The following is a 16,615-nucleotide window of genomic DNA, read 5'->3' on the forward strand; positions in this document are numbered from 1 at the left end:
CTTAAAATTTAATATATAATTAATCAGATGGTTAAAATAAAAAATATTAAGAGTTTTAATAAATTATGGTTAAAAATAAAATACGAGGTGATACCATGTATAGTGTTATAATTGTTGCTGCAGGAAGCGGAAGGAGAATGAACCTAGACATAAATAAACAGTTCATAAAATTAAGAGAAAAAGAGATTATTGCTCATACAATTCAAGTTTTTTATGAAAATATAAATATAGATGAAATTGTGGTATGTATAAAAAAAGAAGAGGAAGATTTTTTTAAAGAAAACATAATAAATAAGTATAATTTTAAAAATATAAAAATAGCATATGGTGGAAAAGAAAGACAGGATTCAATATATAATGGCTTAAAAAAATTAGATAAAAATTGTGATATAGTACTTATTCATGATGGAGCAAGACCATTTGTAGACCATAGGATAATTAATGAATCTATAAAGATGGCTAAAGAAAAAAAGGCTGTAGTTGTAGGTGTACCAGTAAGTGATACTATAAAGATAGTATCAGATGGAACAGTACAAGAAACTCCAGAGAGAAGCCTATTGTGGGCAGCTCAAACTCCTCAAACTTTTGAATATAATCTTATAATAAATGCTTATGAACAAGCTTATAAGAGTAATTATTATGGTACTGATGATTCAATGTTAGTGGAAAATATAGGTCAAAGTGTTACCATGGTTATGGGTTCTTATGAAAATATAAAGATAACTAGTCCAGAAGATTTAAATATAGCAGAACAAATATTAAATATGGAAAAAAGAGATGAAGTTAATAGTAGAAGGAGAATTATATGAGAATAGGATTAGGATATGATGTACACAAATTAACAGAAGATAGAAAACTTATAATTGGTGGAGTAGAAATACCACATGATAAAGGTTTATTAGGTCATTCTGATGCAGATGTATTAATACATGCAATAATGGATTCTATTTTAGGAGCCCTAGCTTTAGGGGATATAGGTAAGCATTTCCCAGATACAGATGAAAAATATAGGGGAGCCAATAGTATGAAATTATTAGAACATGTATATAATCTAATAACAAGCAAGGGATATAAGATTGGGAATATAGATAGTACTATAATCGCTCAAAACCCTAAGATGGCTTCATATATTGAGAGCATGAGAAAAAACATATCAAAAGTTTTAAATACGGATATTGATAATATAAACATAAAGGCAACTACAGAAGAAGGGCTTGGTTTTACAGGAGCAAAACAGGGTATAGCATCACAAAGTATTTGTTTATTATTGTTGACAAGTCAGAATAATTAATATATTATTAGTAATAAGTTTATTGGATATCAAAGAATAGGCCTATATAGAATATCTATAATATGTGAATTTAAGTGAAATTAATATAAATATAAAATTAGCTATGATAAAGAAATAGTAAAACTATGAAATCTTTACAGAGAGAAAACGTTGGTGAGAGTTTTCAAGAGGAAATGTTTGAACCTGTCTTTTAGCTTAAAGGTATAAAAATCTTTACGGTAGGAACCGTTACATTCCCAAAAGAGAGCTATGTATATAGCTAACTAGAGTGGTACCGCGGAAATTGAACCTTTCGTCTCTATACTTGTATAGAGATGAGAGGTTTTTTATATTTTCAAGAAATTAATATTCAGGAGGAATTTATTAATGAAAATGTCTAAAATGTTTATGCCAACATTAAAAGAAATCCCAGCAGATGCTGAGATTACAAGCCATCAATTAATGGTTAGATCAGGAATGATAAAAAAAATGACTTCAGGGGTTTATAATCAATTACCGATGGGATTAAGAGTGTTCAAAAAGATTGAACAAATAATTAGAGAAGAACTAAATAAAAAAGATTGTCAAGAAATACTTTGTGCGGCCTTGCTTCCTTCTGAATTATGGAAAGAGTCTGGAAGATGGACTGCTATGGGTGAAGAAATGTTTAGATTGAAAGACAGAACAGAAAGAGAATACTGTCTTGGACCAACACATGAAGAAGCATTCACTGATATAATAAGACAAGAAATCACTTCATATAAACAATTGCCATTGAATTTGTATCAAATACAAGTGAAATATAGAGATGAAAGAAGACCAAGATTTGGGGTTATGAGAACTAAGACTTTTACAATGAAGGATGCCTACAGTTTTGATGTAGATAATGAAGGTCTAGATAAATCATATCAAGATATGTTTGATGCATATGTAAGCATATTTGATAGATGTGGGCTAGAGAATAGTCCAGTACAAGCAGATTCAGGAGCTATAGGAGGCTCTACATCAGCTGAGTTTATGGTTAAGTCAGAAGTTGGCGAAGATGAAGTTGTATTCTGTAGTGGATGTGATTATGCAGCTAATGTAGAAAGAGCAGAATCTTGTAATGTAGCATCAGAAAAAGAAGATATGAAGGACTTGGAAGAGGTTCATACACCAGGAGCAGCTACAATAAAAGAATTAGAGGAATTTTTAAAGATTTCTCCAGATAAATTTGCTAAAACTTTAGTATATGAAGCAGATGGGAAAACAGTTGTAGTTGTTGTAAGAGGAGATAGAGAAGTTAATGAAGTTAAAGTATCTAATGCTATAGGTTCTGTTATAGAGTTTGCACTTGCTACAGATGATGTAGTGAGAAAAGTAACTAATGCAGAAGTAGGATTTGCTGGACCAATAGGTATAAATGCTGACTATGTATTTATAGATAAAGAAATTGTTGAACAAAGAAACATAGTTGTTGGTGCTAATAAAACTGAGTATCATATAAAAAATGCTAACTATGGAAGAGATTTTGAAGGAATAGTTGGAGATTTTAGAAATGTTCAAGAAGGTGACAAGTGTATAGTATGTGGAAAACCACTTGAAATAGCTAGAGGTGTTGAAGTAGGTCACATATTCAAACTAGGAACTAAATATTCAGAATCTATGAATGCAAACTTTATAGATAAAGATGGAAAATCAAAACCTATAGTAATGGGATGTTATGGAATAGGTGTTGAAAGAACAGCTGCAGCTATAATTGAACAACATAATGATGAAAAAGGCATAATATGGCCTTTATCAGTAGCTCCATACCATGTTGTGATAGTTCCAGCAAATATGAAAAATGATGAACAAGTATCAATAGCTGAAAAGATATATAATGATTTACAAGCTATGGGTGTAGAAGTTTTATTAGATGATAGAGATGAAAGAATAGGTGTTAAATTTAATGATTCAGAATTAATAGGAATACCTATGAGAATTACAGTAGGTAAAAATATTAGTGAAGGTAAAGTAGAATTTAAATTTAGACATAAAGAAGATAAAGAAATAATTGACATAGAAGAAATAAATGAAAAAGTAAAGGCAGAGTTTATCAAAAATAATGTTAGATTAGGATAGTAACTTAAAAAAGCTATTGTATAGATAATCAGAGTTGTACTTTATAAACGCCATTTTATCTATATAAGGAGATAAAGTGGTGTTTTTTTATAAAAACATAATAAATTGAGGAGGTAATTGAAATGGCAAAAAATGAAAAACAGTTTGTTGAAGAAATAACAAAGATGGAAGATGATTTCCCACAGTGGTATACAGATGTAATTACTAAGACTGATTTAGTTGATTATGCACCAGTAAAAGGTTTTATGGTTGTAAAGCCATATGGGTATGCATTATGGGAAAAAATGCAAGAGTTTATGGATAAAAGATTTAAAGAAACTGGACATAAAAACTGTTATTTCCCATTATTAATACCAGAAAGTTTATTAAACAAAGAAGCAGAACACGTAGAAGGTTTTGCTCCAGAAGTTGCATGGGTAACACATGGAGGAAATAAAAAATTAGAAGAGAGATTATGTGTAAGACCTACTTCAGAGACTATAATATGTACAATGTATGCTAAATGGTTAAAATCATATAGAGAATTACCATATCTTTATAATCAATGGTGCTCAGTTGTTAGATGGGAAAAATCAACTAGACCTTTCTTAAGAACATCTGAGTTTTTATGGCAAGAAGGTCATACATTGCATGAAACAGCAGAAGAAGCACAAGAAGAAACAATACAACAATTAGGAATATATAAAGCTTTATGTGAAGAATTACTTGCAATGCCAGTTGTATCTGGTCAAAAAAGTGAAAGTGAAAAGTTTGCAGGTGGTGAAAGAACATATACTATAGAAGCTATGATGCATGATGGTAAAGCATTACAATCAGGTACAAGTCACTTCTTAGGTCAACATTTTACAAAAGCTTTTGAAATTACTTTTGCAGATAGAGAAGGAAATTTAGCTAATCCATACCATACATCTTGGGGAGCATCTACAAGACTTATAGGTGGACTTATAATGACTCATAGTGATAACAGAGGTCTAGTATTGCCACCAAGAGTAGCTCCAATCCAAGCTGTTATAGTTCCTATAGCTGCCAAAAAAGGAAATGTAATGGAAACAGTTGATAAAATATATGCTGATTTAAAAGCTAAGGGAGTAACTGTTGAAGTTGATGATAGAGATAACTATACAACTGGATGGAAGTTTAATGAGTGGGAAATGAAAGGTGTTCCAGTAAGAATTGAAATTGGACCAAAAGATATAGAAAATAATCAAGCTATGATATTCAGAAGAGATACTTTAGAAAAGAGTTCTATGCCTTTAGAAGGATTAGCTGATGCTATATGTGATTTATTTGATGTTATACACAATGATATGTTCGAAAAAGCAAAAAAACACAGAGAAGACAACACATCTGTAGTTGAAAATATGGACGAGTTTAAAAAAGCTTTAGAAGAAAAGCCAGGATTCATAAAGACTATGTGGTGTGGAGATGCAGAATGTGAAGCTAAGATTAAGGAAGAAACAGGAGCAACTATAAGATGCTTACCTTTTGAGCAAGAAAACTTAGGTCATAAGTGTGTATACTGTGGAAAAGAAGCAGATAATATGGTAGTAATGGCAAAAGCTTACTAAAATAAGATGCTTAAAATAAAACTGGGATGAAGAGTATTTAATACTTCTCATCCCAGTTTTATTTTAAGTTTTACTTCCTTTTTATATCTATCATATAATGTATTTTAAATTGATTTTTTTATAGGTAATCAAAATAGATTTATGCCTCTATTCTAATATTTGGGTAATTATATAAATTAATATCATTAATATGGTAGTATATGTAATATGATATACTTAAGAAATAAAGGAGTAATTGAAATGATTAATAAAAATAGTAAAAAAATATTTAGTCTTATCTTTATTACCATTATTATTACATTTTTACTTATCTTTATATTGATATGGATTTCAATTTGTTTATCTGATGATACTAAAAAATTAAATGAATTTTGGAATTTAAGAATACCGTCACCTAATGAGAAAGTAGAGGCATTAATTTCAGAACCTGATTTTCTTGGTGATGGAGAAAGTCTCATTATCTATAGATATTCAGATAATAAATTTAATAAAATAAAAAAATTAAATATAGGTGAAGTTATAGATAACAAAAACATAAATATTATAAAGAAAAATATAAAAGATTTTGAGAATAAAGTCTTGAATATAAATGATTCTAAGGAAGATTCAAATGGTAAGAAACTAGTAGAGAAAGTGTTTAAAGAAAATCCTATAAAAATAAGTATTGATGATAGGTACTTGTATTTAAAAAAAGAAGACAATAGTGAACTGTTTTTAATCATTAAAAATAATGAAAGAAAAGTGTATATATTGCAAATAATAATGTAAGTTTATCAAAGTAAGTATTGCTAATTTAATTAACTTTGTATTTTAATTTTGAAATTATTAGTGTGCATACCAACTTTGTAGCGTATTTACTCTATAGATATTCAATAAAGTAACTAATAAATACAAATGAATGGCAGTAAGAAATGATTTTAATTTTTAGTAAATAAATAGATTAAAAGAAAGATTTATGAAATTAAAACTAGGATTTTCTGCTATAATAAACATGTGTATTTTTAAATAAAAAGGATATTATTAGATTAGATTAAAAATAAACTTGCAAAACAATGTACTAGTTTAATATTATAGTTATATTGAATAAAATATCAGGAGGAAGTAAAAATGAATGTAAGAGTAAGATTTGCGCCAAGTCCAACAGGATTTGTACATATAGGTAGTTTAAGGACTGCTTTATATAATTATTTATTTGCAAAAAAAATGGGCGGAGAATATATATTAAGAGTAGAAGACACAGACCAAAGTAGATTAGTAGAGGGTGCTATAGAGAATATGCTTAATGCTATGAAATGGGCTGGTGTCAATCATGATGAGGGTGTTATATTAGATGATGCTGGAAAAGTTGTACAAAAAGGTGAATATGGTCCATATATTCAATCTCAGAGATTAGATATATACCAAGAATATATAAAACAACTTTTAGATAGCGGAAAGGCGTATTATTGTTTCTGTACAAAGGAAAGACTAGATGAAGTAAGAGATGCTCAAAGAGCAGCAGGAGAAACAGCTAAATATGATGGTCATTGTAAGAACCTTTCTAAAGAAGAAGTAGAAGCAAATATAAAAGCAGGAATACCATATGTTATAAGATTAAGATTACCAGAGAATCATACAATTAAGTTTACAGACTTAGTTAGAGGAGATATGGAATTTAATACTAATGATTTAGATGACCAAGTCCTAATGAAAACAGATGGATTTCCAACTTATCATTTCGCAGTAGTTGTAGATGATTATTTGATGAAAATCACACATGTAATAAGAGGTGAAGAGTGGGTATCATCTACTCCAAAACATGTTTATTTATATGAAGCCTTTGGGTGGGAAGCTCCTGTATTTGTACATTTACCAAATATACTTAATAAAGAAAAGAAAAAATTAAGCAAGAGACAAGGTGATGTGGCAGTTGAAGACTTTAAGAAAAAAGGATATTTACCAGAAGGTTTAGTAAACTATGTAGCATTAGTTGGTTGGTCTCCAGAAGATAATCAAGAACTGTTTACAATGGAAGAATTGGAAAAAGCATTCTCTGTAGAAAGGGTATCTAAAAGTGGTGGAGTGTTTGATACTGAAAAACTAAACTGGGTTAATCAACACTATATAAAAGATGGTGATGACACATACCTGACAGATTTAGCAATACCATTTTTGATAGAAGATGGATTTATAACAGAAGAAGAAGCTACTAGTAAGTATGAGTTCTTAAAGGGTATGATATCAGTACTTAAAGAAAAATTACAATATGTAAAAGAAGTTACTGAACATGCAAGTATATTCTTTGGAGATAAAATAGAAGTAGAGACTGAAGAAGGAAGTGAATTCTTAAAGTTAGAACACATACCTACTTTAATAAATGCTTTACAAGAAAAAATAGAAAAAGCTGAAGTATTAAAAGCTGAATTTGTTCAAGCAATGCTTAAAGAGATTCAAAAAGAGTATAAGATAAAAGGAAAAAATTTATTTATGGGCTCAAGAATAATTTTAACAGGGCAAATGCATGGACCAGATTTACCAAAAGTAATGGAGGTTTTAGGAAAAGAAACTTGCTTAAATAGAATAGCTTATGTAAAAAATAATATATTATAGTCATAAAAGTCCGCTAATTTAGAAGCGGACTTTTTTTGTGTTAGTATTTGGTGAAAATATCTAGTTAAGAAAATGAAGGTATTTAGGCTAATAAATTTAATATATAAAAAGCAAAGCAAAAATATAAATAAAATATGAATAATAAACTAATAAAAATATTAAGCATAGAAGAAGGAAATCTATTATTTTAGTTTGATTTAATTATTAAGGGGGTAATTACTATGTATAGTAATATGGATGATGTTAAAAAGGAATTAAAGGAGCTATGCTTAGAATATGTTACAATTTTAGAAAAATTAAAAGATGAAAAAATGATTACAGAAGAAACTTTTGAAAAATGTTCTTCTCAAAAAAAGATATTTTTAGAAGAGCAATAGAGAATAACAAGGGTATTGTTATTATGTGATTTATAAGGATAGTACTAAAAATGATAGTAGTACTATTATTTATTGCAATTTTCAACTATAATATAATATATAATGTTAAGAAAATAATTTATAAAAATACGGTGAGGTGATGAGTGTGAAAGTTTATAATACATTGACTAGAACAAAAGAAGAATTTGTTCCATTAGAAGAAGGAAAGGTAAAAATGTATGTGTGTGGTCCAACAGTTTATAACTATATACATATAGGAAATGCAAGACCATTTATAATATTTGATACTCTAAGAAGATATTTAGAGTATAGAGGATATGATGTAACTTATGTACAAAACTTTACAGATGTTGATGACAAGATTATAAATAGAAGCCATGAAGAAGGAATATCTCCAGAAGAAGTTGCTACTAAGTATATAAAAGAATATTTTGTAGATTGTGATGGGTTAGGAATTAAAAGAGCTACTGTTCATCCTCAAGTTACAGACAATATACAACAGATTATAGATTTTATAAAAGAATTAGAAGATAAGGGATATGCATATGCAGTAAATGGTGATGTGTATTTTGATACAAATAAGTTTGAAGGATATGGAAAGCTTTCAGGTCAAAAACAAGAAGACTTAGAAGCTGGTGCTAGAATTGAAGTTAATGACCAAAAAAGACACCCTATGGACTTTGTTCTTTGGAAGGCTAAAAAAGAAGGAGAGCCAGGATGGGATAGTCCTTGGGGAGAAGGTAGACCTGGATGGCATATAGAATGTTCTGTTATGTCTAAGAGATATTTAGGTGAGACAATTGATATACATGCAGGTGGTCAAGATTTAACATTCCCACATCATGAAAACGAAATAGCTCAAAGTGAAGCTAGAAGCGGAAAAACATTCTCAAAATACTGGATGCACAATGGATATATAAATATAAATGATGAAAAGATGAGTAAATCAAAAGGTAATTTCTTTACAGTAAGAGATATATCAAAATTATATGATTTAGAGATAGTAAGATTTTTTATGCTATCAGCACATTATAGAAATCCAGTAAACTTTAGTGATGAGATGCTAAATCAAGCTAAAGCTGGTCTTGAAAGACTATATAACACTAAAGAAAAATTAGAATTTACATTAAGTAATTTAAAGGAGTCTACTTTAACAGAAAAAGAAGTAGAACTTGTTAAAGAATTAGATAACTTCAGACAAAGATTTATAGATGCTATGGACGATGATGTCAATACGGCAGATGCAGTGAGTGTAATATTTGAATTGGCTAAGTTAATAAATTCTAATGTAGATGAAAACTCTTCTCTAGAATTTGCTAAGAAATGTTTAGATGAATTTAATGAGCTTACAAAAGTATTAAATATTGTAAATAAGAAGAAAGATACTGTATTAGATAAAGACATTGAAGAATTAATACAAAAAAGAACTGATGCAAAGAAAAATAAAGAATTCCAATTAGCAGATGATATAAGACAACAATTATTAGATATGGGAATTGTATTAGAAGACACAAGACAAGGTGTTAAGTGGAAAAGGGTATAAAAATGGAAAAAACTGAATTAGTTACTATGTCACCACTAGTTTTAGCATACTTAGGTGATACAGTGTATGAGACATATATAAGAGAATATTTAATCAGACAGAATACACAAAGAAAAGTTAATGATTTGCATAAATTAGCTATAAAGTATGTAAAAGCTAAAGCTCAGGCAACTATAATTCACGAAATTGAAGCTGAATTAACTGAGGAAGAGAGCAAGATATACAAAAGGGGAAGAAATCAAAAATCAAATACTTCTCCTAAAAATGCAGATATTATAGACTATAAACATGCAACTGGATTTGAGGCCTTGGTTGGATATTTGTATTTAAATAATGAAATAGAGAGACTTCAATATATTATCAATAAAGGAATAAAAATTATTGAAAGAGATATGTAAATATTAAAGAGTGTTGTCTTAATAATAATTAATAAGGCAACACTTTTTTTATAACTAATGTATAATAAATATATAGAAATTAGTCATGAGAAAGGATAAAAGTTTATGAAAGTAAAATTAATATCACATACACCTGAACCAGAAAAAGTAATAGCTATGGCAGCTAAGCTATGTTATTCACAAGTTGGGACAGACGAAATAGAAAAAGATTTAACTGATGAAAGTATAGAGAAATTTTTAAATATGTTATTAAGTATAGGTCATGGGTCAATATTAGAACATGCTTCATTTACATTTTCAATAGAAGGTATTTCAAGAGCTTGTTCACATCAAATTGTTAGACATCGTATAGCTAGTTTTTCACAACAAAGTCAAAGATATGTTAAATTAGAGCAATTTGAGTACATAATTCCTCCAGAAATAGAAAAAATAGAAAAGGCAAAAGAGTTATTTATAAACTCAATGAAGAAAGACCAAGAGGATTATGATAAATTAGTAGAGATATTATTTGAAAATCATTATAATGAATTAATAAAAGATGGGAAAAATGAGAAGACAGCTAAAAGACAAGCTGAGAAGAAAGCAATAGAAGATGCTAGATATGTATTTCCAAATGCGTGCGAAACAAAAATGGTATTTACTATAAATGCTAGAAGCTTATTTAATTTCTTTGAACATAGATGTTGTGAAAGAGCACAGTGGGAAATAAGAAACCTAGCTGTAGAGATGTTAAGAGAAGTTAAAAAGGTTGCTCCAATACTATTTAAAAAGACTGGACCAAGTTGTGTAAATGGTAGTTGTCCAGAAGGAACTATGACTTGTGGAGACATAGTTCAAGTTAGAGAAAAATTTAAGGCCTTGTAGGAGGTGAATCATTTGGCAAGTATAGAAGGAAGAAATCCAGTAATGGAAGCGATAAAAAGTGATAGAGAAATAGATAAAATATTAATTTCAAACACAGCTAAAGAAGGTTCAATTAAGAAAATAATAGGAATGGCTAAAGAAAAGAACATAATTATACAATATGTTGATAAACATAAGTTAGATGAGGTAAGTACAAGTCATTCACATCAAGGTGTAATAGCTTATGCAAGTGAATATAAGTATTATGAATTGGATGAGTTAATAGATTTAGCAAAAAACAAAGATGAAGACCCATTCTTCATTATATTAGATGAGATAACAGATCCACACAATCTAGGTTCAATAATAAGGACAGCAGATGCAGTAGGTGCACATGGAGTTATTATCCCTAAAAGAAGGTCTGTACACATAACACCTGTAGTTGCTAAAGCGTCTGCAGGAGCAGTAGAGTATATGCCAGTTTGTAAGGTAACCAATATAGTTAATACAATAAAAAGATTAAAAGATGAAGGGCTGTGGATTGCAGCTGCTGATATGGATGGAGAAACTTTTTATAAACAAAATCTTACAGGTCCTCTTGGTGTAGTAATTGGAAGCGAAGGTTTTGGAATATCTAGATTGGTTAAACAAAACTGTGACTTTATAGTAAAAATGCCAATGATAGGTAATGTTACATCTTTAAATGCATCTGTGGCAGGTGGAATACTTTTATATGAGATATTCAGACAAAGACTGGATAAAAGTAAATAACCATGAAAAAAAATATAAATCATTACTTAATAATAGATGGCTACAATATTATAAATGCGTGGGATAATTTGAAAGAACTGGCTAAAGATGACTTAGAGGATTCTAGAGAAAAACTTATTGATGATATTATAGAATTCTCTGAGTTTATGGGTTATAAGACTATAATAGTTTTTGATGCTTATAATGTTAAGAATTCACGAGAAAAAGTTGAGAAAAGAAAACACATAACGATAGTTTATACAAGAGAGCACCAAACAGCAGATAGTTATATAGAGAAATTTATAACTTCTTTATCAAAGTATGATGATGTAAAAGTAGCTACTAATGACTATGCAGAGCAACAAATGATTTTAGGAAAAGGTGCTACAAGAATGTCTGCAAGAGAATTAAAATTAGAATTAGATCGTTCCAAGAATAAAATGAAGGAAAAAAATATCGGTTTGAGGAAAAAAATTCAGCGAAATTGGTTGGAGGAAAGGTTAGATAAAGAAACATTGTCGAAACTTGAGAACATTCGTAGAAAGCGTTGAAATTACTAGCTTCTTTAGACTATAATATACCTATAAATTTGTTTTATATATGGGGGAGATTTACATGTTGGTAGCAAAAGAAAAAAGTTATGAGTTAATAGACAATTGTCAGCAGGATGAGTATAACATTGTATTAAGAGCAAGTGAAGGGGATAAAATAGCACTAGAGTACATTATTACTAAATACAGAAATTTTGTAAAGGCAAAGGCAAAGTCATATTTTTTAATTGGAGCAGATAAAGAAGATATAATACAAGAAGGAATGATAGGCCTTTATAAGGCAGTTAGAGATTTCGATGGAAGTAAGACAAATTCGTTTAAATGTTTTGCAGAGATATGTATAACAAGACAAATAATAACTGCTATAAAAACTGCAACAAGACAAAAACATATACCTTTAAATTCATATGTTTCTTTGAACAAACCAATATATGATGAAGAGTCAGACAGAACACTTTTAGATATTATAGCTACAAGTATAGTAACAGATCCAGAAGAGCTTATAATTAGTAAAGAAGAATTAAAAAATATAGAATCAAAAATGAACGAATTATTAAGTGACTTGGAATTAGAAGTCCTAGAATTATATTTAAATGGAAAGTCATACCAGTTTATAGCGGACAAGCTTAAAAGAGATGTAAAGTCAATAGATAACGCTTTACAAAGGGTTAAGAGAAAATTAGAAAAACATCTTGAAAACAGAAATGATTAATAGTAAAATACTTACCATAAGCTTATTGTGAGCAAAATTAATTTATATCGAAAGATAAGGGAGGAAATTCAAAATGGCTAAAGCTAAATACGAAAGAACAAAACCTCATGTTAATATAGGTACAATAGGACACGTTGACCACGGTAAAACTACATTAACAGCAGCAATAACAAAAACATTATATGACAGATACCAATTAGGAGAAGCAGTAGATTTCGCAAACATAGATAAAGCTCCAGAAGAAAGAGAAAGAGGAATCACAATATCAACAGCACACGTTGAGTATGAAACTCCAAACAGACACTACGCACACGTTGACTGCCCAGGACATGCTGACTACGTTAAGAACATGATAACAGGAGCAGCACAAATGGACGGAGCAATATTAGTTTGTTCAGCAACAGATGGACCAATGCCACAAACAAGAGAGCATATACTATTATCAAGACAAGTTGGTGTACCATATATAGTAGTATTCTTAAACAAATGTGACATGGTAGATGACGAAGAGTTATTAGAACTAGTAGAAATGGAAGTAAGAGATTTATTAACAGAATATGATTTCCCAGGAGATGATACTCCAATAATAAGAGGGTCAGCATTAATGGCATTAGAAGATCCAAAGAGCGAGTGGGGAAATAAGATAGTAGAATTATTCGAGCAAATAGATGAGTATATTCCAGCACCAGAGAGAGATACAGATAAACCATTCTTAATGCCAGTAGAGGACGTATTCTCAATCACAGGAAGAGGAACAGTTGCAACAGGAAGAGTGGAAAGAGGAGTACTAAAAGTACAAGACGAAGTAGAATTAGTAGGATTAACAGAAGCACCAAGAAAAGTAGTAGTAACAGGAGTAGAGATGTTCAGAAAATTATTAGACCAAGCACAAGCAGGGGATAATATAGGAGCATTATTAAGAGGAGTACAAAGAAACGAAATAGAAAGAGGACAAGTACTAGCAAAAACTGGTTCAGTAAAGGCACACACAAAGTTCACAGCAGAAGTATATGTACTTAAAAAAGAAGAGGGTGGAAGACATACACCATTCTTTGATGGATATAGACCACAATTCTATTTCAGAACAACAGATGTAACAGGAGCTTGTAAATTACCAGATGGAATAGAAATGGTAATGCCTGGAGATAACGTAACAATGGAAGTAGACTTAATAAACTCAATAGTTGTAGAAGAGGGATTAAGATTCTCAATAAGAGAAGGTGGAAGAACAGTAGCTTCAGGAGTTGTTGCTACAATAGTAGAGTAATTTTTTATTAAACTGATGGATTAAAAGAATAATAAAAAGAGGGGTTATGCTCCTCTTTTTTTAACATAGAAATACAAAAACATTGACACAGCATAGGATTTTGTGATAACTTATACAAGGTAATGATTATAGGAAGTTAATAATATCTTGAATACTGTAGATTTTTAATAAATACATATTTTAAAGGTATTATATTCACATATATTAACAATAGATATTATTGTATTACAAAGTTGGAGGTGTATCAGATGAGAGTTAAAGTAACTTTAGCATGTACAGAGTGTAAGCAAAGAAACTACAACACTACTAAGAATAAGAAAAATAATCCAGACAGAATAGAATTACAAAAATATTGTAGATTCTGTAAAAAGCATACAACTCATAAAGAAACAAAATAGTTTTTTATAAGGATGTGAGTATGGAATGGCTGCCCAAAAAAATGACGGTGCAAAAACTAAAAAAAGGTTTAGTTTATTTGGATATTTAAAAGAAACTAAGCAAGAATTAAAAAGAGTTACATGGCCGACAAAAAAGGAACTGTTTAAAAACACAAGTATAGTTTTAACTGTAGTTATTTCATGCACTATATTAGTATGGGGTATAGACACTATATTATCTGGTGCACTAGCGTTATTACTAAAATAGACGAAAAGAGGTAAGTTAAATGTCAGAATTACAAGAAGCAAGTTGGTATGTAGTTCATACCTATTCGGGACATGAAAATAAAGTTAAAGCTACAATTGAGAAAGCAGTTAAAACAAGAGGTATGGAAGACTGCATAAGACAAGTAGTTGTTCCAACAGAAGAAGTAGTGGAAACTACTAAAACTGGAAAAGAAAAAACTAGACAACGTAAAGTTTATCCAAGTTATGTCTTGGTTAAAATGATAATAACTGATGAATCTTGGTATGTAGTAAGAAATACTAAGGGAGTTACAGGTTTCGTTGGACCTGGTTCAAAACCAGTACCATTAAGTGAAGATGAAGTCAAAGCTATGGGGATAGATACAACAGACCCTAAAGTAGTAAATAGCGATATTGATTTCGAAATAGGAGACACAGTAAAAGTATCTCAAGGACCATTTAGTGGACAAATAGGTAACATAGAAGAAATTGACTTAGAAAATAGAGAAGTCAAAGTATGCATAAATGCATTTGGTAAAAGGACTCTATTTGTAATAGAGCTTGAAGGTATAGAAAAAATCTAATACTATTATTATAGAAAAATCTGAGGAGGTGCGCTCAAAATGGCTAAAAAAGTTATAGGTCAAATAAAATTACAAATACCTGCAGGAAAGGCTACTCCAGCGCCACCAGTTGGACCAGCATTAGGACAACATGGTGTTAATATAATGGGATTCACAAAAGAATTTAATGCTAAAACTGCAGATCAAGCTGGAATGATAATACCAGTTGTTATAACTGTATATCAAGATAGATCATTCAGTTTTATAACAAAAACTCCACCAGCTGCAGTTTTAATTAAAAAAGCATTAAACTTAAAATCAGGTTCTGGAGAACCAAACAAAAAGAAAGTTGCTAAAATGACTTCAGCTCAAGTAAGAGAAATAGCTGAGTTAAAAATGCCTGACTTAAACGCTGCATCAGTAGAAGCTGCTATGAGTATGATAGCTGGTACTGCTAGAAGCATGGGTGTTGTAATAGAAGATTAATTAAAAGATACACTTTTTTTATAAAGTGGGAGGCGAAAAGCCGAAATTAACCACGAGGAGGAAAATAACATGGCTAAAAAAGGTAAAAGATATGCAGGTGCATTAGAAAAAGTAGATAGAACTAAATATTATGATGCATCAGAAGCATTAACATTAGTTTCAGATATAGCTGGAGCTAAATTTGATGAGACAGTAGAAGCACATATTAAATTAGGTGTTGACTCAAGACATGCTGACCAACAAGTAAGAGGTGCAGTTGTATTACCTCACGGAACTGGTAAAACTAAAAGGGTTTTAGTTTTTGCTAAAGGTGAGAAAGCTAAAGAAGCTGAACAAGCTGGTGCTGATTTTGTAGGAGCTGAAGAATTAGTTCAAAAAATACAAGGTGAGAACTGGTTTGAATTTGATATAGTAGTTGCTACTCCAGATATGATGGGTGTAGTAGGTAGATTAGGTAGAGTATTAGGACCTAAAGGTTTAATGCCAAACCCTAAATCAGGAACAGTTACATTTGATGTAGCTAAAGCTATAGATGAAATAAAAGCTGGTAAAGTTGAATACAGATTAGACAAAACTAACATAATACACGTTCCAGTAGGAAAAGTATCATTTGGTGGAGAAAAATTAGCTGAAAACTTTGCTGCATTAATGGATGCTATAATAAAAGCTAAACCAGCTGCTGCTAAAGGACAATATTTAAGAAGTGTAACAGTAGCTTCTTCAATGGGACCTGGAGTTAAAATAAACCCAGCAAGAACAGCTGAATAATAAAACTGTTGACACAGGTTGACAAAAATGTTATTATATCACTTGTCAATGTAAAAAAGAATAGATTTGCCGTAGATAGTGGGTGCGAGAGCTTAATATCCCGCCGAGGTTTTAGATAAATTGAGATTACTAAAGCTTTTGATGTCTACTTTTGGCAACAAAAGCTTTTTATAATGTTGCGGTAAATACTAAGCCTATTTGGTG

At 30.2% G+C, this 16,615-nt stretch carries 19 protein-coding genes and 2 other annotated features; all 19 genes read left to right on the plus strand.

The window, feature by feature from the left end; all coding sequences use genetic code 11:
• Positions 1–95 precede the first annotated feature (95 nt).
• The 19 genes from ispD to rplA all read left to right on the plus strand — a co-directional run bounded on the left by ispD (position 96) and on the right by rplA (position 16,411).
• Complete coding sequence (ispD, locus tag ACTG47_RS00530) at positions 96–809, plus strand: 2-C-methyl-D-erythritol 4-phosphate cytidylyltransferase (RefSeq protein WP_479925778.1); 714 nt, start codon at positions 96–98, stop codon at positions 807–809.
• Complete coding sequence (gene ispF / locus ACTG47_RS00535; protein ID WP_479925779.1) at positions 806–1,291, plus strand: 2-C-methyl-D-erythritol 2,4-cyclodiphosphate synthase; 486 nt, start codon at positions 806–808, stop codon at positions 1,289–1,291. The genes ispD and ispF overlap by 4 nt, the downstream gene beginning before the upstream one ends.
• Positions 1,292–1,385: 94 nt before the next feature.
• Positions 1,386–1,594: a binding site (T-box leader), on the plus strand.
• Positions 1,595–1,657: 63 nt separating this feature from the next.
• Positions 1,658–3,373, plus strand: a complete 1,716-nt coding sequence (locus ACTG47_RS00540) for a proline--tRNA ligase (protein WP_479925780.1) — start codon at positions 1,658–1,660, stop codon at positions 3,371–3,373.
• 122 nt (positions 3,374–3,495) lie between these two features.
• The gene (gene proS, locus ACTG47_RS00545; protein WP_479925781.1) at positions 3,496–4,941 is read left to right on the plus strand and encodes a proline--tRNA ligase; all 1,446 of its coding nucleotides are present in this window, start codon (positions 3,496–3,498) and stop codon (positions 4,939–4,941) included.
• Between the two features lie 240 nt (positions 4,942–5,181).
• Entirely contained in the window at positions 5,182–5,709 is a 528-nt protein-coding gene (locus ACTG47_RS00550; RefSeq protein ID WP_479925782.1) for a hypothetical protein, read from the plus strand.
• A gap of 339 nt (positions 5,710–6,048) precedes the next feature.
• Positions 6,049–7,530: a glutamate--tRNA ligase gene (gltX, locus tag ACTG47_RS00555; RefSeq protein ID WP_479925783.1), complete on the plus strand. Its 1,482-nt coding sequence runs from the start codon at positions 6,049–6,051 to the stop codon at positions 7,528–7,530.
• 221 nt (positions 7,531–7,751) lie between these two features.
• The gene (locus ACTG47_RS00560; RefSeq protein WP_021382499.1) at positions 7,752–7,907 is read left to right on the plus strand and encodes a hypothetical protein; all 156 of its coding nucleotides are present in this window, start codon (positions 7,752–7,754) and stop codon (positions 7,905–7,907) included.
• 145 nt (positions 7,908–8,052) lie between these two features.
• Positions 8,053–9,450, plus strand: a complete 1,398-nt coding sequence (gene cysS, locus ACTG47_RS00565) for a cysteine--tRNA ligase (RefSeq protein WP_169469775.1) — start codon at positions 8,053–8,055, stop codon at positions 9,448–9,450.
• A gap of 2 nt (positions 9,451–9,452) precedes the next feature.
• Complete coding sequence (locus ACTG47_RS00570) at positions 9,453–9,848, plus strand: ribonuclease III domain-containing protein (RefSeq protein WP_169469774.1); 396 nt, start codon at positions 9,453–9,455, stop codon at positions 9,846–9,848.
• Between the two features lie 105 nt (positions 9,849–9,953).
• Complete coding sequence (thyX, locus tag ACTG47_RS00575; protein WP_169469773.1) at positions 9,954–10,712, plus strand: FAD-dependent thymidylate synthase; 759 nt, start codon at positions 9,954–9,956, stop codon at positions 10,710–10,712.
• A 12-nt stretch (positions 10,713–10,724) separates the two neighbouring features.
• A complete protein-coding gene (gene rlmB, locus ACTG47_RS00580) occupies positions 10,725–11,462 on the plus strand; it encodes a 23S rRNA (guanosine(2251)-2'-O)-methyltransferase RlmB (RefSeq protein WP_169469772.1) in 738 nt (245 codons plus the stop codon).
• Between the two features lie 2 nt (positions 11,463–11,464).
• Entirely contained in the window at positions 11,465–11,992 is a 528-nt protein-coding gene (locus ACTG47_RS00585; RefSeq protein WP_054268672.1) for an NYN domain-containing protein, read from the plus strand.
• 64 nt (positions 11,993–12,056) lie between these two features.
• Positions 12,057–12,704, plus strand: coding sequence for an RNA polymerase sporulation sigma factor SigH (sigH, locus tag ACTG47_RS00590; protein WP_021382468.1), 648 nt, complete (start codon positions 12,057–12,059; stop codon positions 12,702–12,704).
• 73 nt (positions 12,705–12,777) lie between these two features.
• On the plus strand, positions 12,778–13,971 hold the full coding sequence (gene tuf / locus ACTG47_RS00595; RefSeq protein ID WP_479925784.1) for an elongation factor Tu: 1,194 nt from the start codon (positions 12,778–12,780) through the stop codon (positions 13,969–13,971).
• 248 nt (positions 13,972–14,219) lie between these two features.
• Positions 14,220–14,369, plus strand: coding sequence for a 50S ribosomal protein L33 (gene rpmG, locus ACTG47_RS00600; RefSeq protein ID WP_003421192.1), 150 nt, complete (start codon positions 14,220–14,222; stop codon positions 14,367–14,369).
• A gap of 25 nt (positions 14,370–14,394) precedes the next feature.
• On the plus strand, positions 14,395–14,616 hold the full coding sequence (secE, locus tag ACTG47_RS00605) for a preprotein translocase subunit SecE (RefSeq protein WP_003429494.1): 222 nt from the start codon (positions 14,395–14,397) through the stop codon (positions 14,614–14,616).
• A 19-nt stretch (positions 14,617–14,635) separates the two neighbouring features.
• The gene (gene nusG, locus ACTG47_RS00610; protein WP_003421190.1) at positions 14,636–15,178 is read left to right on the plus strand and encodes a transcription termination/antitermination protein NusG; all 543 of its coding nucleotides are present in this window, start codon (positions 14,636–14,638) and stop codon (positions 15,176–15,178) included.
• 39 nt (positions 15,179–15,217) lie between these two features.
• On the plus strand, positions 15,218–15,643 hold the full coding sequence (gene rplK / locus ACTG47_RS00615) for a 50S ribosomal protein L11 (RefSeq protein WP_003421189.1): 426 nt from the start codon (positions 15,218–15,220) through the stop codon (positions 15,641–15,643).
• A gap of 69 nt (positions 15,644–15,712) precedes the next feature.
• A complete protein-coding gene (rplA, locus tag ACTG47_RS00620) occupies positions 15,713–16,411 on the plus strand; it encodes a 50S ribosomal protein L1 (protein WP_169469771.1) in 699 nt (232 codons plus the stop codon).
• Between the two features lie 51 nt (positions 16,412–16,462).
• Positions 16,463–16,591, plus strand: a sequence feature (ribosomal protein L10 leader region).
• The last annotated feature ends 24 nt before the right edge of the window (positions 16,592–16,615 follow it).

It is taken from the genome of Clostridioides sp. LIBA-6622 (assembly GCF_056716095.1).

Coding starts and splice junctions, on each gene's coding strand:
- ispD (WP_479925778.1), top strand. CDS start 96: ATGTATAGTGTTATAATTGTTGCTGCAGGAAGCGGAAGGAGAATGAAC.
- ispF (WP_479925779.1), top strand. CDS start 806: ATGAGAATAGGATTAGGATATGATGTACACAAATTAACAGAAGATAGA.
- ACTG47_RS00540 (WP_479925780.1), top strand. CDS start 1,658: ATGAAAATGTCTAAAATGTTTATGCCAACATTAAAAGAAATCCCAGCA.
- proS (WP_479925781.1), top strand. CDS start 3,496: ATGGCAAAAAATGAAAAACAGTTTGTTGAAGAAATAACAAAGATGGAA.
- ACTG47_RS00550 (WP_479925782.1), top strand. CDS start 5,182: ATGATTAATAAAAATAGTAAAAAAATATTTAGTCTTATCTTTATTACC.
- gltX (WP_479925783.1), top strand. CDS start 6,049: ATGAATGTAAGAGTAAGATTTGCGCCAAGTCCAACAGGATTTGTACAT.
- ACTG47_RS00560 (WP_021382499.1), top strand. CDS start 7,752: ATGTATAGTAATATGGATGATGTTAAAAAGGAATTAAAGGAGCTATGC.
- ACTG47_RS00570 (WP_169469774.1), top strand. CDS start 9,453: ATGGAAAAAACTGAATTAGTTACTATGTCACCACTAGTTTTAGCATAC.
- thyX (WP_169469773.1), top strand. CDS start 9,954: ATGAAAGTAAAATTAATATCACATACACCTGAACCAGAAAAAGTAATA.
- ACTG47_RS00585 (WP_054268672.1), top strand. CDS start 11,465: ATGAAAAAAAATATAAATCATTACTTAATAATAGATGGCTACAATATT.
- sigH (WP_021382468.1), top strand. CDS start 12,057: ATGTTGGTAGCAAAAGAAAAAAGTTATGAGTTAATAGACAATTGTCAG.
- tuf (WP_479925784.1), top strand. CDS start 12,778: ATGGCTAAAGCTAAATACGAAAGAACAAAACCTCATGTTAATATAGGT.
- rpmG (WP_003421192.1), top strand. CDS start 14,220: ATGAGAGTTAAAGTAACTTTAGCATGTACAGAGTGTAAGCAAAGAAAC.
- secE (WP_003429494.1), top strand. CDS start 14,395: ATGGCTGCCCAAAAAAATGACGGTGCAAAAACTAAAAAAAGGTTTAGT.
- nusG (WP_003421190.1), top strand. CDS start 14,636: ATGTCAGAATTACAAGAAGCAAGTTGGTATGTAGTTCATACCTATTCG.
- rplK (WP_003421189.1), top strand. CDS start 15,218: ATGGCTAAAAAAGTTATAGGTCAAATAAAATTACAAATACCTGCAGGA.
- rplA (WP_169469771.1), top strand. CDS start 15,713: ATGGCTAAAAAAGGTAAAAGATATGCAGGTGCATTAGAAAAAGTAGAT.